A 24,758-nucleotide genomic window follows, 5' to 3' on the forward strand; every position below is an offset into this window, starting at 1 on the left:
TAAACTAGCGACCTGTAGTGTGGAACAACAGAGGATGTGTTCATGTTTTTGCGACGAGTATTGCCGTTGTCCGTCGTGGCGCTGACGGGCCTCACCCTGGCAGCCTGTGCCTCCCATCCACAAACCGAGGGCTTGTCCGATTTTGGCCAATATCGCTGCGGTCAGCTGGATGTTCGGATGACCAGCTCTGAAGGCAGTGATCTGGTGGGGCTGGAATACCTGAACAAGCGGGTACTTCTGAAGCCGGCAGTGGCTGCCTCCGGTGCGCTCTACAAGGCGCCGGGCGACCCGGATACCAGTTTCTGGGGCAAGGGAGAGCGGGGCACACTGACATTGCGCGGACAGGTCTATCCCGAGTGCCTGGAGCCGGGGGCGATCGAAAGTTCGTTTCGTGCCATCGGTACCGAGCCATTCTGGTCAGTGCAGATTGAGCAGAACCAGATGAGCCTGAGCCGTCCATACGATCAGCAGCTCAGCGAGCAGATCGTGCTGAATGAAACATTGGCCAACCGGCACGGGCGAACCTACGAGGCACGGTTCGACGGTCAGGCACTGGAATTCCGTATAGCCCACCAGCTGTGCGAGGACGACATGGCCGGGGCCCAGTATCCGGCGCAGGTTCGGTTGACTCTGGACGGTGAAACCTTCATGGGCTGCGGTGGTGACCGGGAACGTTTGTTCCGCGGTGCGGAATGGGTTGTTGAAGATCTTGCAGGCAGTGGGATCATCGACCGGTCCCGGATCACGATCGAGTTTCTTGACGAGGGGCGGGTTGCGGGCCGGGCCTCCTGTAACCGCTATTCCGGCGGTTTCCGGCTGACCGGAGAAGGCCTGAGCTTTACGCCGCCGGCCACCACACTGATGGCCTGCGCGCCGGCATTGATGAACCAGGAACAGCGGTTTCTTGACCTGATGTCAGAGGTGGTCGATGGCCGAATTGGCCGCCATGGCGAGCTGCTGTTGCGGACCGCGTCCGGTGACACTATTACCGCCTATAAGTCCGGGTCAGAGAGCCTGTAAGCCGACAGGATGGCGGCGAGCCTGCCATTGGCCGTCAGCCGGGCGAGGCCGCTGTCCAACAGGTTTGCCAGTTCGGCTGCGTCAGGGTTTTCCGGCGGGAAGGCAATAAACAGGGGGGCCTCGTAGGCCAGCCCCGCGTTTCTGGGGGCGGCAATGGACGTGTTTTGAGCCAGAAACCAGGACATCACGGCGCTGTCTTCAACAAACACGTCGGTGCGTTCGCGTTCCAGAAGCTGGAGGGCTCGGGCCAGTGGTGCCGGGCCAGACAGAATCCAGATCCGCTCGGAATCATCCGTGTATTCGCTGATATAGTGATCAAGTTCCGGAGAGTAGGCGTACCCGTTAATCACCAATAATGTCTTGCCCTGCAGGGAGTCAATGCCGTCATACTCCCATTGACTTTGTGGGTGGGTATATAGCGTAATTCGGGCTTCGCCAAGGCTGGTCTCGGGGAAGATGAAGTCCGGTGCATCGCCTTTCAGCGCGCCAACCACTCCGTCAATCAATTGCTCCCGTGCCAGCTGCAGCGAGCGTGCCCAGCCGAAATTCTGGTAATCGAATTCGTAGCCCGCCTCCGCGAAGATCTCCCTGGCAATATCCACCATGTAGCCCTCCTGCAGCGCGCCTGCCAGGCAGTTGTGGGGGCACCATGGGTCCGCGGCGAGAATCACTCGCCGAACGGGTATGTCGGTGGCTGCTGGGGATTCAGGCGGTGCATTGGACAGTTCTGGCTGGCTGGGTGGCTCAGTGGCGGGCAAACCCGGTGGGGGTTGGTCGGAACAGGCCGACAGCAGGAAAAACGCACAGAGCAGCAGGGTTCTGAACATGGAAGGTTAAACCGCCATCAGTATCGGGGCAGATGCTCTGATCATATCGCTTCCTGAATAGTTTGTATCGCATATTTTTGGCGCTGACGCACTGTCAATCTACTGCAGCATTTCGGGGGTAAACTCGGGCGTTCAGCGACCAGAGATTGCACCATGACCGAACTACGGGCACTGACTCCCCACAGCGTCATTCCGGCTGAGCAGGCCAGCCGGAATCGCCAGCAAAAGCGATTGCTCAGAACCTTTCTGCCGGAACTTGTGCAGCTGGAGCGGCAGTTGGCGGAAGCGCCGGAGTTAGTCAACACGGCGGTGGCTGGCCGAGTGGCGGTCGGCCCCATCGAATTGCCGATCTATCGGGTGGATTTAGGTACTCCGGCCACCAACGCGCCGGTGGTGCTGATCGTGGGTGGGGTGCATGGGCTGGAACGTATTGGCAGTCAGGTGGTGATGGCCTGGCTGGATTCCCTGTTGGCTCGCCTGGGTTGGGACCAGCATCTCAACGCCCTGCTTGAGAAAGTCCACATTACCCTGTTACCGATCATGAACCCCGGTGGCATGTATCTGAACCAGCGCAGCAATCCCAGCGGAGTGGATCTGATGCGCAACGCGCCCATTACCGCGCAGGATGGCAGTGCCTTTTTACTGGGCGGCCAGCAATGGTCGTCTCGACTACCCTGGTATCGGGGCCGGCCAGAGCAGGGGATGGAAGTGGAAAATCAGGCGCTGGAAGCAGTGATTCAGGACCTGTTGCCAAACCGACCGTTCAGTCTGGCACTGGATTGCCATTCCGGTTTTGGCTGGCAGGACCAGATCTGGTTTCCTTATGCCTATCGCCGCCGCCCGATGCGACGTATTGATTCGGTTATGGCGCTTAAACTGATTTGGGAGCAGGCCTACCCCAATCACAACTACCGGTTTGAGCCCCAGTCTGCCCACTACCTGACCCATGGCGATCTGTGGGACTATTTCTACAAACAGGTAAACCGGGAAAACAGTGGTGTGTTTCTACCCCTGACCCTGGAAATGGGGTCTTGGCGCTGGATACGCAAACGCCCACGGCAACTGTTCCGGCTGGATGGATTTTTCAACCCGCTGGTGCCACACCGGCATCAGCGCGTACTGCGCAGCCATCTGACCTGGATGGACTTTCTGATCAGTGCGGCGGCCAGTCACCTGAACTGGTTGCCCACCGGTGAGCAGCAGTCCATGCTGAGAGAAGCGGCCATCATGCACTGGTACAGGGATACCCGATGATATGCACTGGATACTGCTCAGGGGTTTGACGCGTGAACACGGTCACTGGGGCCCCTTTGCCGAGCAATTGCGAGCGGCGATGCCGGACGACCATGTGCATCTGGTGGATCTGCCTGGTACCGGTATTCACTATCGGGATGACAGCCCCGGCACTATTGCCGGTATCCGGCAGAAGGTGCTGGAGCAGGTTGGTCACATCCCGCGCCCGTTCTCCATCGTGGCGTTGTCCATGGGCGGCATGGTGGCGCTGGATTGGGCGCAGCATGCTGAGCCCGGTGAACTGCAGCATCTGGTTCTGATCAATACCAGTTCAGGGTTCAGCCCACCCTGGCGCCGGATGCGGCCAGGCACCTGGCCCCGGGTACTTCGATTGCTGGCGAGGCGGGAGCTGTTCCACCGGGAGCGGGATATCCTTGAGCTGACCTCCAACCGCGAGGTGCCGTTGTCTCTCTGTAAAGCCTGGTACAGCATTCAGCGTCAGCGCCCGGTGTCGTTCTACAACGCGATACGGCAGTTGGCGGCAGCGGCCCGCTATAAGCCTCAAACCAGGGCACCGATGGCCGATGCCTTGCTGTTGGCCAGCAAAGGGGACCGGATTGTGCACTGGCAGTGCAGTGCGGAGCTGGAAAAGCGCTGGTGTTGGACCCTGAAAGTGCATCCGGATGCGGGTCACGACCTGCCCCTGGACGAGCCCGCCTGGGTTATCAGGCAGATTCGGGAATGGTTGCCGGGCCAGTAGCAGTTGCTTGACGCAACCGTTTTTTCCGTTCACTCTCAAAGCCTTGACGTCACCCTGAACGGAGCCAATAACAATATGAAAATCTTTGAGACCAAGTCTGCCCCCAATCCCCGTCGCGTGCGCATATTCATGGCGGAGAAGGGCCTTCTGGATAAGGCCGAGTTTGTACAGGTGGATATCGAAAAGGGCGAGAACCTGACACCGGAATACGTAGCCCGCAACCCGATGAAGAAAGTGCCGGTCATGGAATTGGATGATGGCACCTGTATTGCGGAAACCATGGCCATTTGCCGTTACTTTGAAGAAGCCTATCCGGACACGCCAAAACTGCTGGGGCAAACCCCGGTCGAAAAAGCGCTGGTGGAGCAATGGCTGCGCTGGCTGGAATTCTACTTCTTTATGCCCACTGGCATGTGCTTCCAGCACACCACCGGATACTTCAAGGACCGGATGAACCCGATCAAAGAGTGGGGTGAGGAATGCGGGAAGGGTGTTGAGAAATTCATGCACTTCCTGGACAAGCATCTGGACGGCAAAGAGTACATCTGCTGCGACCGCTTTACCGCCGCCGACATCAATGCCTTTACCACCATCGCTTTTGCCCGGGTGGTGAATATCCGCATCAAGCCGGAACAGGCCAACCTGCAGGCCTGGTACGACCGGATCAAGGCCCGGGAATCGGCCCAGGCTTGATCAATTGCCGTAGCCTGCCAGTTCGACCCGGTTGCGGCCATTCTGCTTGGCCTGATACAAAGCGCCATCGGCCCGATTGACCAGGTGATCGATGGCCTCGCCCTGGCCGAATACCGCCACGCCCAGGCTGACGGTCTGGGTGTGGTGCACACCGTGCATGTTGATAGGGGTTTCCTGTATCTGTTCTCGGCATTTTTCTGCGACCACCCGGGCGCCTTCCGCGTCGGTCCCTGGCAACAGAATCAGAAACTCCTCACCGCCCCAGCGGCAAAGCGCATCCTGCTTTCTGAGGCAGTCGCGCATTCGGGCTGCCACCTCTTTGAGTACGTCATCCCCCGCCTCGTGGCCCCAGGTGTCATTCACCTTTTTGAACTTGTCCAGGTCGGCCAGTATGACACTGAAAGGGGCTTCGGCCCTCATGGCGCGGGCGTGTTCCTGTTGCAACAATGGCATGAATGCACGACGGTTCAGAAGTCCGGTCAACGGGTCTGTGGTGGCCACCTCGTTCACGCTTTCACGGGCGATAAATCCGTCAACGGCGACCTTGCGAACAAAGGCCATGAGGATACAGGTGACGAACATCAACAAAGCCGGAGCAATCAGGACGGCAACCAGGGTCATGATCGGCAGGCCCGCAACGACGGCAGCGATCAGGAAGATCGCCAGGGGCGACGCCACAATCAGTAACCACTCCCGAAAACTGCGCAGCCCCATGATGGTGGCACCGAACAGGGCGATGGTCATGGAGTCGGAAATCTGGGTGACAATGATGGGTTCGTACAGGGCGAACAAAAACAGCAAGGACAGGGCCAACCCACTGAGACAAATACCCATCAAACGCAGAAAATACCGGGCAGGCCAGCGGGGAAAGCCGATCCATCGGGCACTAAAGGCAAGGCCAATCGCCACCATTAAGGGTATTCTGAGTATCATCTCAAGATTGCCCAGGTCGGCTTCGTGCTGGTGAAAGTGGGTGTGGCTGAAATGATACAGTAAGACCGTCACCAGCAAGAGCCAGGCGCCGGCATAGGCCAGTGCAGCTTCCATGCGTTCCTGATAGCTTTCGAAAGCGGCTTGCCACTTCATGGGAACTGCGGGCCGGGATACTGCCATAGGCCGATTCCTTACTTGGGTGGAATATCAATATATTGCAATAATCACCGAAAGAGCTGCCCGCATCTATAAGGTAAATGCGCTACCTCTTTTGGGTTAACAAGGAATATCTGAATGACGGATGAGACCAGATTGCAGCAAGCTCTTGAAATGATTGATCGGGCCAATCTGGCCGATCCGAACCAGGAGTTGGTGGAAGGGGAGGCGCTACCCAGGGAATATGCCTACAGCCTGCACATGACGCGTTGGCTGTTCACGCTGGAACCGGCGCCTTCCGAGCGTATGCAGATTGCCTGCCGGGCCCAGCATATCGAGCGCTGGACCATACCCCGTAGTGATTACGGGGAGGGCCGGCAAAATTACTACCAGTGGCGCCAGGCCTGTGGCCGCATGCATGGCCGGCGGGCCGCGGAAATCATGGCCGAATGTGGCTACCCGCCGGAAGAATGCGAACGGGTGGAGCTGATTCTGACCAAGCGCAAGCTGCGGGAGGATGAAGACACCCAATTGCTGGAAGACGTGGCGTGCATGGTGTTTCTGGAACGCTATTTTGCGCAGTTCTTCGAGGAAAAGCCGGACTACGACAAAGAGAAGTGGCTGCGCATCGTGCGCCGCACCTGGGGCAAGATGACCCTCCGGGGCCACGAGGCGGCCCTGAATTTGGCCGGCAATCTGCCAGACCACCTTCAGGCATTGCTGCAGGAGGCCCTGGCCGAATGACGCCGGCTGCGGGTGCGGTTCAGAACCTGATAGCCTGGCTTGCTTCCATTTGTTCACCCTTCTGATCCTGCCAGACCAGCTTCAGTTCGCCTTCCTCTTCCGGCGTCAGTTGGAATTGGAGGTAAGGGTTGGCGGAGGTGCCCGTGAAAAAGCGGGCGGTCAGTACCGGCTCGTCGTTCAGGGTGGCGGTCAGCGATTCAACCAGTAGTTGTTCAATGCTGTTGTCGGCCTGACCATCCGGCCGCAGTCCGGTTTCCATCGGATGATTGATCAGCGAGCGCACGGTAACCGGTTGCCCCGGGCGAGCACTGCCAGCCAGCGCCAGGCGCGGATTGGCCATGGCCATCGCAGACGCATCACCGCCCCCCACCAGACAGCCGCTGACGGTCACTCTTACATCCCGGGTTGTGAGAAAGGCGCGATCCTGGTTGGTGATGGCCAGGGCCACCACCTGCTGGGTTTCGCTGAGGCGAATCCGGGTGGCAATGTTGGCGGGTGAAGCCAGCGGGCCCAGGGTAATATCGGCTACCTCTGGGCGTGGATTGCCGGGGGCAAACAGGCGGATCTTTTCGATGTGTTCGCCATCTTCCAGGCTACCGGTAAACGACACGGACAACGCAACACTGCTGCCGTCTTCCGCCACCAAGGGAAGCTCAAGGCTCAGGCCTTCCAGTTCAGGTACCCGGTTGTCGAGTGCCTGGGTCACGGCTTCTACCCTTTGCCAACGCTGATCGGCGTTGGCGGTACCCATCACGAACATCAGGGCAAGAGCAGCGAGCAGGAAACGGGATATCATGACTACCTCGAATTGATCAGAACCATTGGCCGTGCGCTTAGCGGCTGGCAGCACTGCCGCCACTGAAACGAAGCGCCAGGCGTGAGCCTGCTACTATACCGGCAAGGGCCAGAAAACTGGAAATTGCCAGGGTGGAAAAGCCACTGAGCCCCTGGCCCAGTGTGCAGCCTATCGACATGATGCCGCCCACGCCCATCAGGAATCCGCCGACGATGGCACGGCCATTGTGGCCCGGGCTGGTGAAGCTCTGCCAGACGAATTCCCGGGTGAGCAGCGACACCAGAAGACTGCCCGCTACAATGCCCGCCACCACGGTAACCCCAAAGCGCAGAGAGGTGCCGGTGGAGAGCATCAGGTACTGCAGGCTGTCGCCAACCGGTGCGACAAAGGTGAGAGACGCCAGCCGAACCGGGTCAAAGTCGTCTGCGCCCAGCACCCCGGTAATCCACCAGCCTGCAGCCACCAGAAGCCCGATCAGCAGCCCGCCCAGCCAGTCCCGGGGCGAGGTCCGGAATGCTCGGGAAGACAGTGCCCAGGCAATCAATGCCAGAGACAGAACACCGGACAGAGCCAGGCGACCGGTTGTGGTGTCGAGCCCCATGGGCGTCGTAATCAGGGTTAGATCGGTGACAGGGAGGGTAGGGCGGTAAAGATCTTCCATCCATAACCTGAATTCAGCCAGCACGCCGGACATGGTCATGTAGGCAGCAATGCCAAGCACCAGCAATACCAATAGCGACCGCAGATTGCCGGTGCCCAGTAACACCAGCGAACGGGCGCCACAGGCATTGGCCAGGGCCATGCCATAGCCAAACAGCAAGCCGCCGACAATCAGCGCGACCACCGGCAGGCTGCCAGGGTGGTAGGGGGTGCGGGTGAGGTTGATGCCGGCCTGCCAGGCCAGCCACTGGCTGCTGATTAATGCCACCGCCATGGCCAGGGCAAAGGCCCTGAGCCGGCGGCTGTCGTTCTGCTGCCAACGATTAAACAGGCCCCGCAGCAGGCAGAACCGGCTCCACTGGGCGATCATGCCGTACACTACGCCAAGCAGGGCGCCGGCCCAAAGCACGGCGCTCAGGTGGTCTGAGAACAGGTTGCCCATCGTCCCGGCCTAGCGGCGCGTGCCCCAGGTGTCCTGGGTGATGGCGCTGTACCAGCCGGAGGCGTAATCGGCTTCCAGTTTGCGGAAGGTGGCATTGGCATCGCTGGGGCTTACGCCGCTGGAGGACTCGTGAATCAGGCCTTCCTGAATCCGGTACACCGCAGCCACGGAAATGCCGTATTCCGGGTTGATCAGGCTGTAACAGGTGTTGGCCCAGGACGGCTCCAGCGGCCGCTGACCTTCCAGGGCGGCAATGATGGCCGCGGCGGCCACCTTGCCCTGGGCGTTGGCAGCAAAGCCGGACTTTGGCATCGGGGCGGCAATGGTGGCGTCGCCCACCACGTAGATATCTTTTACCTGGGTGGATTCGAAGGTAACCGGGTCCACCGGCACCCAGCCGGACTCATTGGTTACGCCCGCCCGGTCAGCAATAAAGCCGGCCTTCTGGGGTGGCACCACGTTCAGCACTGAGGCCTTGTGAATGGTGCCGAATTCGGTTTCCACTTCCCGCTTGCCGGCATCAACACGAACCACCTTGCCGTCGCCAGACAGCCCGACCCACTCAATGCGGTCGCCGTGCACGTCTTTCCAACCCTGCATGAACAGGCCCTGCTTGGAGAAGTTGTCCTTGGCATCCAGGATCAGCACCTTTGAGCGGGGTTTGTGCTGGCTCAGGTAATGGGCTACCAGGCTGGCGCGCTCATAGGGCCCTGGCGGACACCGGAACGGGTTGGCGGGGGCGGTCAGTACGAACACTCCACCATCATCCATGGCTTCGATCTGGCGACGCAGCAATCGGGTCTGGTCGCCAGCCTTCCAGGCATGGGGCGCCTGTTCTGCAGCAGCCTGGTCATAGCCTTCGATGGCGTTCCAGCGGATATCAATGCCCGGTGATAACAGCAGTTTCTCATAACGGATACTGCTGCCATCGCCGAGGCTGACCGTGCGGGAAACCGGGTCAACATCCTGGGCGGTGGTGTGTACTACCCGGACACCCAGCTCACGCAGCTCGTTGTAGTTGTGGCTGATGCTGTCCATGGTACGCATGCCCGCCAGTACCAGATTCGAGAACGGGCAGGTGTAGAACACCTTGTTGGGTTCAACCAGGGTAACGTCCAGATCCGGTGCGTTTCGCTTCAGGTACTTGGCGGCGGTGGCGCCACCAAAGCCGCCACCCACTACCACGACCCGTGCCGACAGATCTTTGCTGGCGGGCCCGCCAAGGCTGCTGCAGGCGCCCAGCAGAGGCAAGGCAGAGGCCGCGCCCATCAACTTGAGCAGATCACGACGGGACGAGTTCAGGCCCTGATTCTTGATGTTTGATTTGGTCATGGTCTCGATTCTTCTGTCGTGGTGATAATCAGCGCTGCTGGGCGGAGCCGATGCGCGAGAAATACTGGGCCAGGGCTTTCAGCTCGTCATCGGAATAGCCTTTGGCAATCCGCGGCATGACGGTGGCCCGGGTGGAGTCGCTGTGCTTGAACTCCATCAGCTGGTTTTCAAGCGCCGTGGCGGGCCGGTTGGCGATCGCCGGGATAACGCCGGCCAGCTTGCCATCGGTACCGTGGCAGTTGGCGCAGGAAGCGGCGAGCAGCGCGGTTTGCGCGGCGTTTGCCTGGTCGTCAGCCAGCGCCGGCAAGGCCGGCAGCAGCAAGGCAAAGGTCAGAGCGAATCTTGTTTTCATGGAGTGGTCTGCCCGGATTAACTGGATGATAGAACAGCTAATTTACTGGGCCAGACCTCGGGTAGGCCAATAATATGGCGGTATATGATATTCGCTTTGGTTATTAGAATTCCTGGTTATTTCGGGTTCTCGGGAATAAGTCTCAACGTTGGTAGTCGTGTGATTGATAAATGATAATCAACTGCATATGATAAGGTGAATTGATAAGTTAAGGTTGCCCGGTAATGTCCTCTGGTACCCAGTCCCGCCCAAGAATCCTGATTGTTGAAGACGACCAGACCCTGAGCGATCAGCTATCAGGGCTGCTGACCAGCAAGGGGTATCAGGTTCAACAGTGCTTTGAGGGCGACCAGGCCCTGCTTGACGCGCTCAGCCTGCGGCTGGACCTGATCCTGCTGGATGTGTTGTTGCCCAGGATGAACGGGTTTGATGTCCTGGAGCGCCTGCGAAAGACCCGCCAGACGCCGGTCATGATGTTGACCGCCTGTGGCGCGGAGGAGGAGCGTATCCTGGGTTACCAGCAGGGTGCGGACGATTATCTGCCCAAGCCGTTCAGCTTTACCGAATTGCTGCTCAGGATCGAAGCACTGCTCCGGCGCACCCTCAAGGCAGGCGACCAGCGTGCCGACCCCACGGAACTGGTGGTTGGTAATCTGACGCTCAATCGCGCAAGTCTGTCGGTGGTTTGCAACGGCGAGGCAATTTGCCTGACGCCCATCCAGTTTCGACTGCTTTGGATGCTGGTTCTGCACCAGTCGGAGGCTCTCAGCAAACCCTATCTGTACCAGGTGGTTCTGGAAAAGGAGTTCAGCCGTTACGACCGGAGTCTGGATATGCATTTGAGCCGGGTGCGCCGCAAGCTGGTTGAGGCCGGCATGGCGGCGGACCGCCTGCAGACTGTCCATGGCCGGGGGTACTGTTTTCTGTGAGCCGCAAACTCTGGTGGCGCCTTTGCGGCACCCTGGCCCTGGGTACGCTAGTGCTGGTCTGGGTGATCTCCTTTCTGGGGGCCACCACCGAACAGCAGATGAGTTTTATCGCCAAGCACCATCAGGACACTCTGAAGCAATGGGGGCGAACGGCCGAGCGGCTATACCTATCCGGCGATGAACGGGCGCTGGCAGACTGGCTGGAGAACCTTCAGGTGCAGGAGGATACCTGGGCGGCGGTGGTGCGGTCGTCGGTGCAGCCCCTGGCTGGAAGTGAGTTGTCCGGGCAGTTTATGGAAGGCTTTCGTCTTGGCCGGAACGTAGAGTGGAAAATCCATCTCTACTTCGCGGACAACCCGATCATGGACATGACCTTTGCCGATGGCCATACCCATTTTCTGATTACCCTGCCGCAACGGATGCGCCCGGGCACCTACCTGCCGGAGATGAAGCTGTTCCTGAAAGTGGCCTTGCCGTTAGTGGTGCTGTTGGTGCTGTCACTGGTCATTTACCGGCATGTGATGAATCCCATCCGGCAATTGGAACTGGCTACCCGTCAGTTCAGTGAAGGTAATCTGGGAACCCGGGTGCGTGCCCTGCTGGGCAATCGTAACGATGAACTCACCGCCCTGGCAGATACCTTTGACCGTATGGCGGAGCGTATTGGCGATCTGATCCTGTCCCAGCGCCGTCTGATTGCTGACCTCTCTCACGAGTTGCGAACCCCGTTGACCCGGATCGATATGGCCGTCAGTTGCGTTGAGGAAGGCATTGATACTCATCATTTCCTGCCGCGTATCCGGCGGGAGTGTGATCTGATGCGGGCGTTGGTGGAAGATACCCTGACCCTGGCCTGGCTCGAGAACGAACAGCCGGACCTGGGCAACGAAGACCTGAACCTGACCGACCTTGTGGACTCCATCGTTGAGGATGCCCGCTACGAGAACCCCAGCCGCAGGATTGTGGCCGAATTGCCTGATCAGGCCATGCTGGCGGGGAGCAGTCACCGGGCCATAGCCCAGGCGGTTGAGAATGTCGTGCGCAATGCCTGTCACTACGCCCCGGCGGAGGGCTGTATCCGGATCGTGCTGGAGCCCCAGGACAACGGATACCGGCTGTCGGTCAGCGACCAGGGGCCGGGCGTGCCGGCCGAGCAGCTTGAGCTGATCTTCAAGCCATTCTTTCGGGCCTCCCGCACGGGTCAGTCCGGACCTGGCGGGCATGGACTGGGGCTATCCCTGGCTCGTCGTCAGGTTGAGGCCATTGGTGGCTGGATTCAGGCCCGGAATCGGCCCGGCCGGGGGCTTCAAATGGATCTGTGGTTTCCTGCGTCACGTTTGTAACAAATGTAAAAGTCGTTCACTTCCTCGATTTTCTAATCGAGAATGCGCCCCAAATAGGAATCATTTTCAGTATTGGAGCGCAGTACCCATGGCAAATCTAGGAACTGAATCTCGAGTGGCTGGTTTTCGTCGCAACGCCTTGTGGCTTGCCCTGGCCGCATCCCCCCTGGCCCATGCAGACCCGGTGTCCCTGGAGGCAATACAGGTGACCGCTGAGCGGGAAGCTGCCAGCGATATCGTCATTGACCGGCAGAACCTGGATCGTTACCAGGCGGATGATCTGAACGATGTGTTTGCCGGGCGCCCGGATGTCAATGTGGGTGGTTCGAACAGCATTGCCCAGAAAGTCTATGTGCGGGGCTTTGAAGATCCCCTGCTGAACGTATCAGTGGATGGCGCCACCCAGGCCGGGGCGCTGTTTCATCATTCCGGTCGTCTGTCGGTGGAGCCTGAACTGCTCAAGCAGGTTGAGGTCAACGCCGGGGCCGGTCGGGCCACGGATGGTGCGGGTGCCCTGGGTGGTTCAATCCGTTTCGTGACCCGGGATCCGGAAGACCTGTTGCGACCGGGAGAAAACGCTGGCGCCCTGGTCAAGCTGGGTTCTTTCTCCAACACCGACGGCTACAAGGCAAGCGGAACAGCCTTTGGCCGCCTGAGCGATAACTGGAGCACCCTGGTGTCTGTCAGCCAGAGTGATCACGAGCCCTTCAAGGATGGGAATGGTGAGCGTGTTGCCGGCAGTGATGCCCGCCAACAGCTTGGCTTTGCCAAACTGGTAGGCCAGTTGCCGGCCGATCAGACCCTGAAACTCAGTCACGAAGTCCGCACCGACAAGGGCGAACGGCCCCAGCGCCCACAGTGGATCGTTAGTGGTTTCAATCGCCTGTACGACCTTGATGGCCGCCGGGATACCACCACACTGAATTACGGATATGCACCCTCCGGCAATGCCCTGGTGGATTTGGAAGCAACCGTTTACCACACCGAATCCGACATCGAGCAGAACGTTGAGGACCGCTGGGGTCGCTACTTTGGGTTCAGCAAGAACACCGGCGGCGACCTACGCAATACCAGCCGTTTCGGCGAGCACAGCCTCACCTACGGCGTGGACTATCGGGAAGACAATGTCAATGCCGGCTACGAGGACGACAAGAAGGCCGAACAGCAGACCGGTGAAGTGCTGGGTATCTACCTCCAGGGTGATGTATGGCTCACCAGCCGTCTGCTGTTCAGTGCCGGTGCCCGCTATGATGACTACCGGCTCAAGGACAACAATGACCAGCGCTTCAGTGAGGATGAGGTCAGTCCGAACGCCAACCTGGCCTGGGAGGTGGTCGACGGGTTGACCCTGAAGGCCGGCTATGCCGAGGCATTTCGTGGGCCCACCACCCAGGACTCCTTCAAACTGGAAGGCTCGGAAAACGATCCCGACCTGAAGGGGGAAAAGGCCCGCAATACCGAAGTTGGTTTCGACTACCGCTATGACCGCTTCCGCCTGTCTGCGGAGGTGTACCGTTCCGAGATCAAGGATGCGATTGCCGACCCGCTGCTGCCTTTCCGGGAGTCCATCTACAAGAACATCGGTGACCTGGAGTCCGATGGCTACCTGATTTCAACCGGTTACCAGTGGCAGGCGCTGTCCGCCGGGCTCAGTTTCCACAGTAACGATGCCGAAGTGGATGGCCAGCCGTTGACCGTTTACGAGCATAACCTGCTTGGCAACACCATGGGCGACACCTGGATTGCTGATCTGGCCTACCGCTGGGACCGCAACCTGGAGTTTGGCTGGCAGGGCCGGTTCGTCAAGGGTATTGATGGCCTGGAAACCTCTGTGGGTACCATCGACAAGCCCGGCTACGGCGTACACGACGTGTTTGTTCACTGGCTGCCTACCGGCAGTGAAGATCTGAGACTGACCCTCACGGTCAAGAATGTGGGTGACAAGCAGTACCTGGATCATGCCAGTAACGCCGATTACCAGCATATCGAGGACTACGAAGGCATTGTTGGTATGCCCGAACCCGGTCGTGACATTCGCCTTGGCCTGGCCATGCGGTTCTGAGGTCGCTGATGGCATTGTCACAGTTTGTCGCCGCCCTGCTGGGCGGCGTTCTTCTGATCCAGGCTGGCGTGGTCCATGCGGCGATAACCGTCACGGACCTGGCCGACCGGCAGGTGACCATTCCCGAGACCGTGGACCGGGTGATACTGGGTGAGAGCCGCTATATACCGGCGCTGGCCATTCTGGACGGCGATGCAACGATTGATCGCCTGGCCGGCATATTGCCGGATTTCGAACAGACCGACCCCGGTGGTTATGCCCAGTATCTGGAACGCTTTCCCGCATTGGCGGAGGTGCCCAAGGTGGGGCATGCATCTGCCGACAGTTTCAGTCTGGAATCGGTGCTGGCCATCGGGGCCGACCTGGCCATCTTCAGCCTGGAGGGCCATGGTCCCGGAGCCCACAACAGGGCGTTGATTGAGCGCCTTGAGCGGGCTGGCGTGGCGGTCGTGTTTGTCGATTTCCGGCAGCAGCCCCTGGTCAATACACCCCGAAGTATGGCCCTGCTGGGAGATGTTCTTGGCCGAGAGCAGGAGGCGCAGAGGTTCAACCGTTTCTACCGGGAGGAGCTTGCACGGGTCAGTGAGGTGGTATCTGACATCCCTCCGGACAACCGGCCCAGGGTGTTTCTCCACAGCCGGTTAGGCCTGCATGACAGCTGCTGCGAAACCATGGTCCGGGGAATGATGGGGCGCTTCATTGACGCAGCGGGCGGGCGCAATGTGGCGGCAGACCGGGTGCCCGGGGTTTCCGGTGTGATGAATCTGGAGTACCTGCTCAGTGACCCTCCCGATCGCTACCTGGCCACGGCCATTGGTTCGCGCAAGTACCAGGTGTCCGATGCCGATCAGCCCTATGTGATGCTGGGGGCAGGTGTTGATGGGCCGATGGCCCGCGAGTCGTTCCGGCGAGCGACGGATCGGCCCGGGCTTCGGGCCCTGGAGCCAATCCGGGAGCTGCGGGCCATGGCGATCTGGCATCACTTCTATAACACACCGATGAACGTAGTTGCGGTTCAGGCGCTGGCTCGCTGGCTGCACCCGGAGGCGCTGTCTGAACTGGACCCGGAGCAAACCCTGGAAACCTTTTATCGGGAGTTTCAACCGGTGCCCCTGGATGGTCGTTACTGGATCACGCTTGGCGAGGAAACGCTATGACGTCGCCGAGTGCAGGCGCTGCCGCCAGCCGGGCAGGCACACCGGCGGATGGCGGGCTGGCGAGCCAGTACCGCCGTTTTGTGTTCCGGCGGGTACTGTGTCTGGCTGGTCTGGTGACTGCGGCGGTGGCTGCATTGCTGGTAGACATCGCCTCGGGGCCGGCCATGCTGGGTTTGCTGGACGTGATTCGCGGGCTGTTGAATCCTGAAAGCCTTGATGCCGGCACCCGGGTGATCATTCAGGACATCCGGGTGCCCTACGCGTTGATGGCGGTGGTGGTGGGCGCCTGCCTGGGCCTGGCCGGGGCCGAGATGCAGACAGTACTGAACAACCCCTTGGCCAGCCCGTTTACCCTGGGCGTCGGCGCGGCTGCCACCCTGGGGGCATCGCTGGTGATCGCCTTCAATATCTCGGTATTGGGGCTGGCGGCCCATGTGCTGTTGCCTCTGTCGGCCTTTGTGTTCGCTGCGGCCGCCTCGCTACTGATTCTGGTGCTGTCACGCAGCCTGGGCGCTTCGGTGCATGCGGTGGTGCTGTTCGGTATTGCCCTGTTATTCGGTATCAACGCGGTGGTGGGCCTGATCCAGTTTATGGCCGATGCCGAGTCGGTCCAGCAGATTGTGTTCTGGACCATGGGCAGCCTGGCCAGGGCCAGTATGGACAAAGTGGCTATCGTGGCCCTGGTGCTGGCGGTGTGCCTGCCGTTTTCCCTTCGTAATGCCTGGGCCATGACCCTGTTGCGCAGTGGTGAAGAGCAGGCCCGCAGTCTGGGCATCCGGGTGGAGCGCATGCGCCTGGTGGTGCTGATGCGGGTGAGCCTGTTGACGGCGGCGGCCATGTGTTTCGTTGGGGAAATCGGTTTTATCGGCCTGGTGGCACCCCACATTGCCCGCTTGATGCTGGGGGAAGATCACCGTTTCCTGCTGCCGGGCAGCGCCCTGGCCGGGGCCGTCCTGCTGTCGTTGTCATCCATCGCCAGCAAGCTGCTGGTGCCGGGAGTGGTATTGCCTGTGGGTATTGTGACCGCACTGGTGGGTATCCCGCTGTTCATCACCCTGATCATTGGCCGCAGCAGGAGGGCCGCGTTGTGACCCTGAAGCTGCAATCCGTGACCGCCGGCTACCGGAATCGATCCGTCTTCACCGGCCTTACCCTGCCGGAGATACCCGCGGGCTCATTGGTGGCCGTGGTTGGCCCTAATGCTGTGGGTAAGTCCACGCTGCTGAAATCCATCGCCGGCCTGCTGCCGATTGCCGGCACCATGACCTTTGCCGGGGAGAATCTGGCGGCGATTACTGCCCACCAGCGCATTCGTCGTGTCGGCTACCTGCCCCAACCACTGCCCCAGGCCATTCCCCTGGTGGCCTACGAAACTGTGTTCAGCGCCTGCCGCTCTGCCCGCGGCGACTGGTCCCGGGAAGAGACCGAGCTGGCGATCGAAGAGATTTTCGACACCCTGGGTATCCGGCAACCGGCGCTTCGGCGACTGTCGGAAATGTCTGGTGGTCAGCGCCAGATGGTAGGGCTGGCTCAGGTACTGGTACGCCAGACACCATTGATGCTGCTGGATGAGCCTACCAGCGCCCTGGACCTGCACTGGCAGCTCAACGTACTCAATGCGGTGCGTGACGCCACCAGCCGGACCGGCTCGATTGCCCTGGTGGCCAGCCATGATCTCAATCTGGCCCTGCGCTATTGCGACCAGGTTCTGGTGTTGTCTCCCGGCGGCCAGGCCGTGCTGGGCTCACCGGCACAGGTACTGACGCCGGAGCTGCTGGCCCAAACCTATGGTATCGAAGCCAGAATCGAACAGTGCTCTCGTGGACACCCCATCGTGCTGGCGGATCGTCCGCTATCCGCCAGTGTTAATTGACCCACTGATGTCGAGGAATCTGCCATGCCAACCATGAACGCCCAAGTGGCCACCACCGATCCCGGTCGCCTGATCAATCGCCTGTGCAAACACTTTCGCCACAAGATTGAGGCTGAGTGGACCGGGACCGATGGCAGGCTGACTTTCTCCATCGGTGAATGCCGGCTCGAAGCAGCAGACGGTAAGTTGCTTATGCGGTGCCAGTCACCCACCGAGACGGAGCTGGAGGAGCTGGGCCAGGTGGTAGCTTCCCACCTCATCCGCTTTGCCGGCGATGAGGTGGATAAGGTTCACTGGCAGGCCGCCAGCGACTGAGGTTGATCGCCGGTTTCCGGAACCCGCAGCCTCAGCTGGCGAAGGTCGCTGGATAGCACCCGGTAGCTGTCCGGGCCGAACCATTCCAGGGAGATGTCCAGAGGGGCCGGGTTGGCCAGCGACTGTTGCCAGTTTGCCAGCGTGTCCAGCAGTGGTCGGTAATCACAGGCGCCCTCCATCACCGGCACCATGCCTTGCCTTGAGCCTGCGGGTGAGTACACATTGGCCGGGGCAAACACGCCAAGCTGATCCCGCTGGTGGATATTCTTGAAGTGAAAATGCCTGACCCAGGGCGCCATCTGTTGCAGGGCAAGCTGTGGGTCCGCACCGGCCTCCCAGACATGCAGGACATCGAAGTTGATGCCCAGCGCCGGATGGTCAATGTCTGCCAACATTTCCAGGGTAGAGTCAACCGTATCGGCCAGGGTGCCGGGGTGTGTTTCCACCACCAGGGTCAGGCCTTCGTCCGCGACGCAACGGGTGAGCGTCTGCAGGCGTCGGGTCAGTGCCTTGCGCTGCCCCCGGTCAAGCTCGGCGCTGCCCTGATGGCCGGCAAACGTTCGCACTTTGGGTGCCTGCCAGTGCCGGGCCAATTGGCAGAGGTCGCGGGTGTAGCGGGTGGCCTCCTGTTCACCACCCTCCAGTGGCAGATAGTCGCTGACCATGGGAATGCCCAGTCCCTGGCTTTTCAACCAGCGGCCATCCAGCCCGGGTTGCTGTACCAGATGCCGGGCATGCACGCCCCAGAGTTCAATGCCGTCGAAGCCGGTGGCCCCGGCCCAGGTGGCCAGTTCCGGTAACGACACCAACTGGTGGCGGAATGAGATGGTACACAGGTGGAAGCGGATCATGGCAATACCTCCAGGTCGGACATCCGGGTGTCGGCGGTGGCGCCGGTGAGGTCGGGGTGTTGCTGCTGCCATTCCTGGAACAGCCCCTGCAGGCTGTCCTTGATGGCGAACTCCCGCCGATCCTGCTCGTCCAGCAGCTGCTCGACCCCGGCCAGCAGGGCAGGGTTGCCTGACATCACCAGTTTCAGCGCCCGGTACTGGATTTGGGTGTAGGTTTTCACCAGCCGGTCAATGTCCTCGCACAGGGCCTCGAACCAAGGATCGCCCTCGGCGGTGCGGCCCTGATCCTCCAGAAGCCAGGCAAAGGCGTGCTCGTAGGCGTACTTGCGAATCGCCATCACCGGAATCTCCCGAAATGCCCGGGGCAGGTTCGCCAGTGGTTGTCTGGCATCGGGCCCGGTATGGGCGCGCAGAATCTGCCGCAGGGCATCGGTAAACGGATTGGTATCTGCTTTCATGCACTGGGCAAAGTAGGCGGCAACCGTTTCCGCGGGCGTATGCCGGATTTCCAGACCGTCGAAACAGAAACCACCGGCAGCGGCCGGGGATCGGACCGATTCCAGAATCCGGGCTTTGGGCAGCACACCCTCCCAGCGAAAATCCGGGTCCGACATGAACCACTGCTCCGGGTCGTCCGTGGCTTCCAGCATCACGTAGTGGGGAAACGGGTTCTGGTGAAACTTGTTCTCCCGTTCCGGCAACCGGTAAAGGTCCAGCATGACCATGACCTGACGATCGGCAGGGCGCGTTTCCACCAGTTCAATCAGCCGGTCGATGTTGGCCTCTTTCGATTGCTGGTGGTTGTACCAGGGCTCAATGGTGACGCCATACAGCAGCCGGTACCACTCCCGGAACTGGTCGTGGCGGGTATGGGGCGAGTGGTAAGACAGAACCTGCTCCTCACTGACCGAGAAGTCCGCATCCCAGACGCCAAAGTAGAAGGGGCGGTGGTCCACACCCGGTGTGCGTTTGATGATCTCGCAGACACAGCTGACAAAACAATGCACTTTGATCACAGGGAAACCTCCGGATGGCCGGTGGCGACCAATAGCGCTTCCAGATCCTCAACGGTCTCGAGCTGATGGGTCAGCAGCGCTTCCTCCGGAACATGCAGGCCGTGCTCAAGTTCCAGGTGCACAATCAGTTGCAGCAGCATGATGGAATCAATCGCCAGGTCGGCATTGAGGCGGGCCTTGGCCGAAAACACCGATAGCCGGGCGTCAGGTAGATGGTTTCGAATCACCGTTTCAATGGCGCTTCGGGTCAGGTTGGTTTTGCTCATGCCCGGACCTCCCGCTGACCCTTGTCAGCGAGGGATTCGCTTAACAGCCGGCGGCTGACCTTGCCGTTCGGGAGCCGGCTGATGCTTTCCACCTGTTCGATCAGTGACGGCACCTGGTGAGGTGACAGTCGGTCGCGGCTCCATTGTCGAAGCTGGTCGGTGTCGATGTCTGAATCCGCCACAAAACGCAGGCAAACCCGCTCACCGGCAAAGGCATCGGGTTGCTTGAAAGCCACCGCCTCGCGAATTCCTGGGTAGCCAAGGAACACGTCTTCCACCGCGCCCGGGTAGACGTTAATGCCGGCGACATTAATGGTGTCATCGGTGCGGGCCAGGAAGTGCAGCTGGCCCCGGTGGTCGAAATAGCCCAGATCCTTACTGTGGATGCGCTGTCCGGTGGCTTTTACCGTGATCAGGATTTCATCCGGTTGCCCGGCGGAGGCACCGGCCTGCACCGACAGGTGAGGCAGCGGGTGGCCCAGCAGGCCCGGCTCAGTCACGTCCGCGCTCACAGCCACGCAGCCGGCTTCGGAACATCCATACTGCTGGCACAGCCGCAGACAGCGGTCCCTAAGCTGAGTCAGCACCGGCGCGGGTAAAGGAGCCCCGGAAAGCATGACAGCATGCAGCATTTCCTGTTCCGGCAGCATCCTCATCAGCAGGCTAATCAGGGTGGGTGAGGCATAGAGCAGGTGCTCAGGCACCGCACGCAGTCGGGCAATAATGAATCGTGGGTTCAGATTGGTGACCACATGGGGTGCGATGCCCCGCTCCCGGGCAGCCAGCACACCACAGATCAGACCGTAGGAGTGGGTGACCGGACAGGCGACCACCGGTGTTAAGGCCCGGGCCTCAGTAAAATGGGCGACATAGGCGGCCAGTTCCCGGTCTATGTCGCGCCAGGGCCGGGCGATGGTCTTGGCCTTACCCGTGGTGCCGGAGCTGAGCTGAATCAGCTCACCACCCTCGGCCGAAGCCGTCCGTGTCACCCCGCCAAGAGTTTCCGGCGTTACCTCCTGCAGTTGCTCGCCGAACAGCAGGTAGCTGCAGCCGGTGTCCTCGGCGAGGGCTTTGGCAGCAGGGTAGGGTGTGCCGGGGTGAATGGGCAGTACACTGGCGCCAAGGGGCTTCAGCCAGAGGCACAGGGCCAGCCAGTGGGCGGTGTCTTGCAGGCAGACCGCAAATCGGCAACCGACCGGCGACTGGAACTCGGGCCGCTCCGCCAGGCCCCGGACAATATGATCACAGTCGGCCTGGCTGTAGGGGGTGTTGTCGACGTAAAACAAAGGTGCAGTCACGGTAACCTCTCGTGATGGTGATCGGTAGGGGACATCGATGTGGAATCCGGGCCCGAAGCCAGGGGGTTGGTTACCCGGAGGCAATGGCTTTGGTTGTCAGGCTGCAGCTTGCGGCGCAGCAGGGATTCGGTCTGAAGTGTTGACTGGTCCCAGGCCAGCCTGTGCAAGCGGGAGGTCAGATCCGGGTGTTGCCGTGCGTAATCGGTCAGGATCGTCCTGACCCGGTCCCAGAAGCGGGTTTCGTTAAATCCGTAGGCCTCATCCAGCAGCAGCGCCAGCTCACTCATATTGAAGATAAACAGGGTATCCATGACCAGTTCCCGCAGGGCTTCCGGGCCGCTCATACGGTAGTACTGGTCGTCTAGTGCCTGATCGTAGAGCGCCTGTCGCGGGCCAAAGTCTGGTTCAGGAGTGGCCGGGGGCAGGTAGTCACGGGCGTACTCGACGCTGTCATGGAAATCCCGAAGCATCAGCGCCCTGGGCCAGCCGTCGCGCACCACCAGCAGACTGTTCTGGGCATGGGCCTCGAGGCCGACACCGTGGGCCGCCAGCATATGCCAGACCGGCAGGATGACGGCTTTGAGCGTGGCTTCCAGCCAGGGGCCCAGGCCGTAGTGCTCTACCCACGGGTGGATGAACGGCATGCCGTCAGGTTGCCACTGGAACAGGGCGTTCAGGGGGATGGCCTGCTCACCGTCATTAAGCCGGGAGCGGATGCTGGCACGCCAGATGGCGGCCAGTTCTCCTTCAAGCCCTGCACTGCCTGTGCCCCGGTCACGCCCAGTGTTAACGCCCAGGCTGGCATATTCGGGCAGCAGGCGGAGAGGGTAGGCAGCGTCGAATTGCGAGTCAGCGGCCAAAATCGCTTCAAGCCAGCGGCTGATGGCCGGCGCTGAAGGCACCGAGTGGGGTTCCAGGTGCCTGCGGGACGAGGTGTTATGGATGCCTAGTGGCAGTTTGATGCAGGCGTTCGCCGGCCGGCTGACGTTGAACAGGGACCGCAGTGACTGCCCCGGCCGGTAACGGTCTCCCAGGGGCCCCAGGCTTCTGATGCCCAGTGCGGAGAGCCGGGAGGCCTGGGGCCCCTGGCAGAGTTGCTGCCATTGCCAGGGGTGGGTTGGCAAGGCACCGCAGTGTTGCCAGTCAACGCCCGCCCGGTGGAATGCGGCCCGCAGCAGATAGGCCTGTTCCCGACCGAGTTCCGACTGCCAGAACGCAAGGTCCGGAGCCAGCAACTGCGAATCCAGATAGCGTCGGGGAACCGCCACCCAATGGAGACGGAACCCGATGCTGGTTTCCGGGCTATAGCGCACCAGGTCATCGCCCTGGAATCCCAGTCGGCTCTTGTAACAGGGGTGGTAGGGGTGACCCTCGTGCAATGCACAGTCCAGCGCTTCGCCGTGCAGGGCCCGCCGTTCCCGCGGGCCACGGGCCCGATACAGGGCGTCGAGTCTTTCGGTGTTTTCGATGGTGGCGACAAGTTCTTTTAACAGCGCTTGCTGCTGCGTGCTCGTGGCCGGCAACTGGCCGACCAGCCTGGCCAGCGACGTTGAGGTTGATGGTTGTTCCTGCCCCAGGGTCAGGGTGCTCATATCCAGCCGCAACCGGCCAAAGCCACGAACCCGAGCGCGGCAGCGCCCGGGCAGGCCGCCGATCCGGAACGACAGCCATTGCCAGCCGGAGCGGTTGTCATTGCATGGGCGGTAGGGGATCAAACGCTCAAACAGCAGGGCTTCCAGCAGTTGCCGGAGCACGCGCTGTGTTGGCGACTCGGTCAGGGAGATGACCGGGCTTAGCCCTGTCATCGGTGACGGTGTTTGCTCACGCAGCGCCATGATCTGCCCCAACAGCCTGAACAGGAAAACTTGGCTGCGGCGCTGCGTGCGCCAGACCGCGAAGAGGATTGGCAATACTGGTGTACACCGCCATTTCCAGCTCGGCATTCAGCTCATCAACATCGTGTACTCGAGTCAGCAGGTTGCCCTTGTACGGCAGGCGACTGTCCTCGAGCAGGAGATTGACCAGTGCCCGGGCCGGGCCATGGAGCCGGGTGCGTTCGGAGCGGAGAAACTGCCGGAACTGCCGGATCAACACCGATTCCGGAATCAAGCCGTCCAGGCCGAACCGGGCGATCACGGAGAACACCTGGTTGACGATCAGGTAGTAGCAGAAGCGGTCCCGGATCATGGCATCCCGGTAGAACAGTTCCGGGGTTTCCGACAGGTCCGGGCACTGCTCTGTCAGTTGTTTGCGAAACGTTTCCGAAAGGTAGTAACCCTGATTGTCCCGGTAGTAATAGCAGCGAGGATAGCCACCACCAATATCCAGCAGGCTGTTCTGCTGGTGTGCCTCCAGGGCAATACCGTGGTCGTCATAAAGCCGGAGCGCCGGGCCAATGGCGCAGGCAAGATAGTGCTGGAACCAGTCCAGACTGACCGCGGCCATGCTTCGACTCTCGTTCAAAGCCAGGCCCTCGATCAGATCCATTAACCGGGAATTACGGCCGGGCATTGGATCCTGGGTCAGAGCGGCCATGCTGATCACACCCTGGTCCTGGCCTGGAGTGAAGGGATTGTTCCGGAAAATGACTTCAAAGCCGCTCTCGGCCTGCCCGGGTAGGGAAACCGTCAGATAGGCCGGGTCCTGCAGGATGCGGAAGCCGGGCTCAGACTCCGCGAACCCGGTCTGTCGGATCAGTCTGGACATCACCACACCCGCTTTCAGCTCGTGAGCCTTGTTGACCCGGAGCGAGTTGGTCACTTTCACCGGAATGGAAAACTTCAACATCCATTCTGCCTGTTCACTGTAAACCGTGCGCACGGAAGACGTGGCAGAGAACTCCGGCCCCAGAGCGCCGAGCGGATGAATCAGCCCCTGCTCGATGGCGACCAGCACCGACGGCTGTGCAAGTAACCACTGCGCTTGAAGTGGGTGTGCCGGAACCAGAGTATGATTGTCTGGCAGGTTCAGGGAGGCATGGCCACTGTTCAACAGGGTTTCCGCCATGGTGCTGGCGGGCAATGGACCGTCCGAGTCTTGCTCCACGTAGTCTTGATGGACCAGAAAATAATGAAGCCGGAATCGCCCGCTTAGCTCGGGCGCATAAGCCGTTTGCTGCCATTCCGACATGCCCTGGCGGCTTTTGGGGGTGGGGTGAGTGGCGTGGCCAAACAACAACGACTGTTCTGAATCGATGAATCGGTTGGTCAAAAGCCGGGGGTCGTGGCGGCGCTGTTCCAGGTAACGGGTCATCACCCCGTAGCTGTCTGTTAGTCGGTGCAGGAACTCCAGTTCCCGGAGTTTACGAAGCTCCGGGACCATACCGCCGGAAAGTGCATAGAGCTCGCGTACCAGAAGACACATGGCCTGGAACGGTTCGATGTCTGACCAGCAATGACGACCGTTTAGCCACTGGCGCACCTTGCCATAGCGGTGCCGGCCGACGGGGGAACGGTAAAGGATATCGACAGCAAGCCGGGCCCGCTGGGTGTTCAGGGGCAGTTCGCACACCCATGAGCCGGAGAAACAGCTGCCGGGGTCATGAAGGCGTTGGCTGGCGGCCAGCCAGTGGCCGGGATCAATTTCCTGAAGATAGCCATGCAGGAAGGCCTGAAAACTTGCCTGTTCGGCAATCGCCCGGGCAGACGGTCCCATGTCGACACTCCGATTCCAGAATTTGGAGTAAATCTAAATGAGAATC

Annotated in this window: 24 protein-coding genes; 12 read left to right on the forward strand and 12 right to left on the reverse strand. The window is 60.6% G+C overall.

Annotation, left to right across the window (positions count from 1 at the left end; all coding sequences use genetic code 11):
* The first annotated feature begins 42 nt into the window (after positions 1 to 42).
* The gene (locus tag ACZ5Q2_RS06300) at positions 43 to 1,020 is read left to right on the forward strand and encodes an META domain-containing protein (RefSeq protein ID WP_061330806.1); all 978 of its coding nucleotides are present in this window, start codon (positions 43 to 45) and stop codon (positions 1,018 to 1,020) included.
* Here ACZ5Q2_RS06300 and ACZ5Q2_RS06305 read toward each other — a convergent pair.
* Positions 993 to 1,847, reverse strand: coding sequence for a substrate-binding periplasmic protein (locus ACZ5Q2_RS06305; protein ID WP_061330805.1), 855 nt, complete (start codon positions 1,845 to 1,847; stop codon positions 993 to 995). The genes ACZ5Q2_RS06300 and ACZ5Q2_RS06305 overlap by 28 nt on opposite strands.
* A gap of 153 nt (positions 1,848 to 2,000) precedes the next feature.
* On the opposite strand from ACZ5Q2_RS06305, the gene ACZ5Q2_RS06310 reads away from it, so the two are divergent.
* The 3 genes from ACZ5Q2_RS06310 to ACZ5Q2_RS06320 all read left to right on the forward strand — a co-directional run bounded on the left by ACZ5Q2_RS06310 (position 2,001) and on the right by ACZ5Q2_RS06320 (position 4,533).
* Positions 2,001 to 3,101, forward strand: a complete 1,101-nt coding sequence (locus ACZ5Q2_RS06310) for a M14 family zinc carboxypeptidase (RefSeq protein ID WP_061330804.1) — start codon at positions 2,001 to 2,003, stop codon at positions 3,099 to 3,101.
* A 1-nt stretch (position 3,102) separates the two neighbouring features.
* Complete coding sequence (locus ACZ5Q2_RS06315; RefSeq protein ID WP_061330803.1) at positions 3,103 to 3,840, forward strand: alpha/beta fold hydrolase; 738 nt, start codon at positions 3,103 to 3,105, stop codon at positions 3,838 to 3,840.
* A 75-nt stretch (positions 3,841 to 3,915) separates the two neighbouring features.
* Positions 3,916 to 4,533, forward strand: a complete 618-nt coding sequence (locus ACZ5Q2_RS06320) for a glutathione S-transferase family protein (protein WP_061330802.1) — start codon at positions 3,916 to 3,918, stop codon at positions 4,531 to 4,533.
* Here ACZ5Q2_RS06320 and ACZ5Q2_RS06325 read toward each other — a convergent pair whose 3' ends face one another.
* Positions 4,534 to 5,646, reverse strand: a complete 1,113-nt coding sequence (locus ACZ5Q2_RS06325) for a GGDEF domain-containing protein (protein WP_061330801.1) — start codon at positions 5,644 to 5,646, stop codon at positions 4,534 to 4,536.
* Positions 5,647 to 5,760: 114 nt separating this feature from the next.
* On the opposite strand from ACZ5Q2_RS06325, the gene ACZ5Q2_RS06330 reads away from it, so the two are divergent.
* A complete protein-coding gene (locus tag ACZ5Q2_RS06330; protein ID WP_061330800.1) occupies positions 5,761 to 6,366 on the forward strand; it encodes a DUF4202 domain-containing protein in 606 nt (201 codons plus the stop codon).
* Positions 6,367 to 6,385: 19 nt separating this feature from the next.
* Here the strand turns inward: ACZ5Q2_RS06330 and soxZ are convergent, their stop codons facing one another.
* The 4 genes from soxZ to ACZ5Q2_RS06350 are packed head-to-tail and all read right to left on the reverse strand — an operon-like array spanning position 6,386 to position 9,948.
* On the reverse strand, positions 6,386 to 7,162 hold the full coding sequence (soxZ, locus tag ACZ5Q2_RS06335; protein ID WP_156471708.1) for a thiosulfate oxidation carrier complex protein SoxZ: 777 nt from the start codon (positions 7,160 to 7,162) through the stop codon (positions 6,386 to 6,388).
* 37 nt (positions 7,163 to 7,199) lie between these two features.
* On the reverse strand, positions 7,200 to 8,264 hold the full coding sequence (locus tag ACZ5Q2_RS06340) for a YeeE/YedE family protein (protein WP_061330798.1): 1,065 nt from the start codon (positions 8,262 to 8,264) through the stop codon (positions 7,200 to 7,202).
* Positions 8,265 to 8,273: 9 nt separating this feature from the next.
* A complete protein-coding gene (locus ACZ5Q2_RS06345; protein ID WP_061330797.1) occupies positions 8,274 to 9,596 on the reverse strand; it encodes an FCSD flavin-binding domain-containing protein in 1,323 nt (440 codons plus the stop codon).
* Positions 9,597 to 9,624: 28 nt separating this feature from the next.
* Entirely contained in the window at positions 9,625 to 9,948 is a 324-nt protein-coding gene (locus tag ACZ5Q2_RS06350; RefSeq protein ID WP_058091478.1) for a c-type cytochrome, read from the reverse strand.
* Between the two features lie 224 nt (positions 9,949 to 10,172).
* On the opposite strand from ACZ5Q2_RS06350, the gene ACZ5Q2_RS06355 reads away from it, so the two are divergent.
* The 7 genes from ACZ5Q2_RS06355 (at position 10,173) to ACZ5Q2_RS06385 (ending at position 17,627) form a co-directional block, all read left to right on the forward strand.
* A complete protein-coding gene (locus ACZ5Q2_RS06355; RefSeq protein WP_061330796.1) occupies positions 10,173 to 10,877 on the forward strand; it encodes a response regulator transcription factor in 705 nt (234 codons plus the stop codon).
* The gene (locus ACZ5Q2_RS06360; RefSeq protein WP_061330795.1) at positions 10,874 to 12,220 is read left to right on the forward strand and encodes a sensor histidine kinase; all 1,347 of its coding nucleotides are present in this window, start codon (positions 10,874 to 10,876) and stop codon (positions 12,218 to 12,220) included. Before ACZ5Q2_RS06355 ends, ACZ5Q2_RS06360 begins: the two co-directional genes overlap by 4 nt.
* 88 nt (positions 12,221 to 12,308) lie before the next feature.
* Positions 12,309 to 14,282 (forward strand): TonB-dependent receptor domain-containing protein, encoded by a 1,974-nt coding sequence (locus ACZ5Q2_RS06365; protein WP_061330794.1) that lies wholly within the window; start codon positions 12,309 to 12,311, stop codon positions 14,280 to 14,282.
* 8 nt (positions 14,283 to 14,290) lie between these two features.
* A complete protein-coding gene (locus ACZ5Q2_RS06370; RefSeq protein ID WP_061330793.1) occupies positions 14,291 to 15,439 on the forward strand; it encodes an ABC transporter substrate-binding protein in 1,149 nt (382 codons plus the stop codon).
* Positions 15,436 to 16,530, forward strand: a complete 1,095-nt coding sequence (locus ACZ5Q2_RS06375; protein WP_230712877.1) for a FecCD family ABC transporter permease — start codon at positions 15,436 to 15,438, stop codon at positions 16,528 to 16,530. The genes ACZ5Q2_RS06370 and ACZ5Q2_RS06375 overlap by 4 nt, the downstream gene beginning before the upstream one ends.
* Positions 16,527 to 17,312 carry an ABC transporter ATP-binding protein gene (locus tag ACZ5Q2_RS06380; RefSeq protein ID WP_230712879.1) on the forward strand — a complete coding sequence of 262 codons (786 nt, stop codon included), beginning with the start codon at positions 16,527 to 16,529 and terminating at the stop codon, positions 17,310 to 17,312. Before ACZ5Q2_RS06375 ends, ACZ5Q2_RS06380 begins: the two co-directional genes overlap by 4 nt.
* 24 nt (positions 17,313 to 17,336) lie before the next feature.
* Positions 17,337 to 17,627: a DUF2218 domain-containing protein gene (locus tag ACZ5Q2_RS06385; RefSeq protein WP_061330791.1), complete on the forward strand. Its 291-nt coding sequence runs from the start codon at positions 17,337 to 17,339 to the stop codon at positions 17,625 to 17,627.
* Here ACZ5Q2_RS06385 and ACZ5Q2_RS06390 read toward each other — a convergent pair.
* Genes ACZ5Q2_RS06390 through ACZ5Q2_RS06415 form a run of 6 tightly spaced genes read right to left on the reverse strand, consistent with a single transcriptional unit; the run spans position 17,603 to position 24,712 of the window.
* Positions 17,603 to 18,478: a sugar phosphate isomerase/epimerase family protein gene (locus ACZ5Q2_RS06390; protein WP_230712881.1), complete on the reverse strand. Its 876-nt coding sequence runs from the start codon at positions 18,476 to 18,478 to the stop codon at positions 17,603 to 17,605. The genes ACZ5Q2_RS06385 and ACZ5Q2_RS06390 overlap by 25 nt on opposite strands.
* The gene (locus tag ACZ5Q2_RS06395) at positions 18,475 to 19,494 is read right to left on the reverse strand and encodes a DUF6005 family protein (RefSeq protein ID WP_061330789.1); all 1,020 of its coding nucleotides are present in this window, start codon (positions 19,492 to 19,494) and stop codon (positions 18,475 to 18,477) included. The genes ACZ5Q2_RS06390 and ACZ5Q2_RS06395 overlap by 4 nt, the downstream gene beginning before the upstream one ends.
* Positions 19,491 to 19,760: a phosphopantetheine-binding protein gene (locus ACZ5Q2_RS06400; RefSeq protein WP_230712883.1), complete on the reverse strand. Its 270-nt coding sequence runs from the start codon at positions 19,758 to 19,760 to the stop codon at positions 19,491 to 19,493. Before ACZ5Q2_RS06400 ends, ACZ5Q2_RS06395 begins: the two co-directional genes overlap by 4 nt.
* On the reverse strand, positions 19,757 to 21,058 hold the full coding sequence (locus ACZ5Q2_RS06405) for an AMP-binding protein (RefSeq protein WP_230712885.1): 1,302 nt from the start codon (positions 21,056 to 21,058) through the stop codon (positions 19,757 to 19,759). The genes ACZ5Q2_RS06400 and ACZ5Q2_RS06405 overlap by 4 nt, the downstream gene beginning before the upstream one ends.
* Positions 21,055 to 22,893, reverse strand: a complete 1,839-nt coding sequence (locus tag ACZ5Q2_RS06410; RefSeq protein WP_230712886.1) for an IucA/IucC family protein — start codon at positions 22,891 to 22,893, stop codon at positions 21,055 to 21,057. Before ACZ5Q2_RS06410 ends, ACZ5Q2_RS06405 begins: the two co-directional genes overlap by 4 nt.
* Positions 22,880 to 24,712, reverse strand: a complete 1,833-nt coding sequence (locus tag ACZ5Q2_RS06415; RefSeq protein ID WP_230712888.1) for an IucA/IucC family protein — start codon at positions 24,710 to 24,712, stop codon at positions 22,880 to 22,882. The genes ACZ5Q2_RS06410 and ACZ5Q2_RS06415 overlap by 14 nt, the downstream gene beginning before the upstream one ends.
* Positions 24,713 to 24,758: the final 46 nt, after the last annotated feature.

The organism is Marinobacter alkaliphilus (assembly GCF_055394375.1).

Excerpts from the sequence above, each read along its gene's own strand:
- ACZ5Q2_RS06300 (WP_061330806.1), top strand. The coding sequence starts at position 43 with ATGTTTTTGCGACGAGTATTGCCGTTGTCCGTCGTGGCGCTGACGGGC.
- ACZ5Q2_RS06305 (WP_061330805.1), bottom strand. The coding sequence starts at position 1,847 with ATGTTCAGAACCCTGCTGCTCTGTGCGTTTTTCCTGCTGTCGGCCTGT.
- ACZ5Q2_RS06310 (WP_061330804.1), top strand. The coding sequence starts at position 2,001 with ATGACCGAACTACGGGCACTGACTCCCCACAGCGTCATTCCGGCTGAG.
- ACZ5Q2_RS06315 (WP_061330803.1), top strand. The coding sequence starts at position 3,103 with ATGCACTGGATACTGCTCAGGGGTTTGACGCGTGAACACGGTCACTGG.
- ACZ5Q2_RS06320 (WP_061330802.1), top strand. The coding sequence starts at position 3,916 with ATGAAAATCTTTGAGACCAAGTCTGCCCCCAATCCCCGTCGCGTGCGC.
- ACZ5Q2_RS06325 (WP_061330801.1), bottom strand. The coding sequence starts at position 5,646 with ATGGCAGTATCCCGGCCCGCAGTTCCCATGAAGTGGCAAGCCGCTTTC.
- ACZ5Q2_RS06330 (WP_061330800.1), top strand. The coding sequence starts at position 5,761 with ATGACGGATGAGACCAGATTGCAGCAAGCTCTTGAAATGATTGATCGG.
- soxZ (WP_156471708.1), bottom strand. The coding sequence starts at position 7,162 with ATGATATCCCGTTTCCTGCTCGCTGCTCTTGCCCTGATGTTCGTGATG.
- ACZ5Q2_RS06340 (WP_061330798.1), bottom strand. The coding sequence starts at position 8,264 with ATGGGCAACCTGTTCTCAGACCACCTGAGCGCCGTGCTTTGGGCCGGC.
- ACZ5Q2_RS06345 (WP_061330797.1), bottom strand. The coding sequence starts at position 9,596 with ATGACCAAATCAAACATCAAGAATCAGGGCCTGAACTCGTCCCGTCGT.
- ACZ5Q2_RS06350 (WP_058091478.1), bottom strand. The coding sequence starts at position 9,948 with ATGAAAACAAGATTCGCTCTGACCTTTGCCTTGCTGCTGCCGGCCTTG.
- ACZ5Q2_RS06355 (WP_061330796.1), top strand. The coding sequence starts at position 10,173 with ATGTCCTCTGGTACCCAGTCCCGCCCAAGAATCCTGATTGTTGAAGAC.
- ACZ5Q2_RS06365 (WP_061330794.1), top strand. The coding sequence starts at position 12,309 with ATGGCAAATCTAGGAACTGAATCTCGAGTGGCTGGTTTTCGTCGCAAC.
- ACZ5Q2_RS06370 (WP_061330793.1), top strand. The coding sequence starts at position 14,291 with ATGGCATTGTCACAGTTTGTCGCCGCCCTGCTGGGCGGCGTTCTTCTG.
- ACZ5Q2_RS06375 (WP_230712877.1), top strand. The coding sequence starts at position 15,436 with ATGACGTCGCCGAGTGCAGGCGCTGCCGCCAGCCGGGCAGGCACACCG.
- ACZ5Q2_RS06385 (WP_061330791.1), top strand. The coding sequence starts at position 17,337 with ATGCCAACCATGAACGCCCAAGTGGCCACCACCGATCCCGGTCGCCTG.
- ACZ5Q2_RS06390 (WP_230712881.1), bottom strand. The coding sequence starts at position 18,478 with ATGATCCGCTTCCACCTGTGTACCATCTCATTCCGCCACCAGTTGGTG.
- ACZ5Q2_RS06400 (WP_230712883.1), bottom strand. The coding sequence starts at position 19,760 with ATGAGCAAAACCAACCTGACCCGAAGCGCCATTGAAACGGTGATTCGA.
- ACZ5Q2_RS06410 (WP_230712886.1), bottom strand. The coding sequence starts at position 22,893 with ATGGCGCTGCGTGAGCAAACACCGTCACCGATGACAGGGCTAAGCCCG.
- ACZ5Q2_RS06415 (WP_230712888.1), bottom strand. The coding sequence starts at position 24,712 with ATGGGACCGTCTGCCCGGGCGATTGCCGAACAGGCAAGTTTTCAGGCC.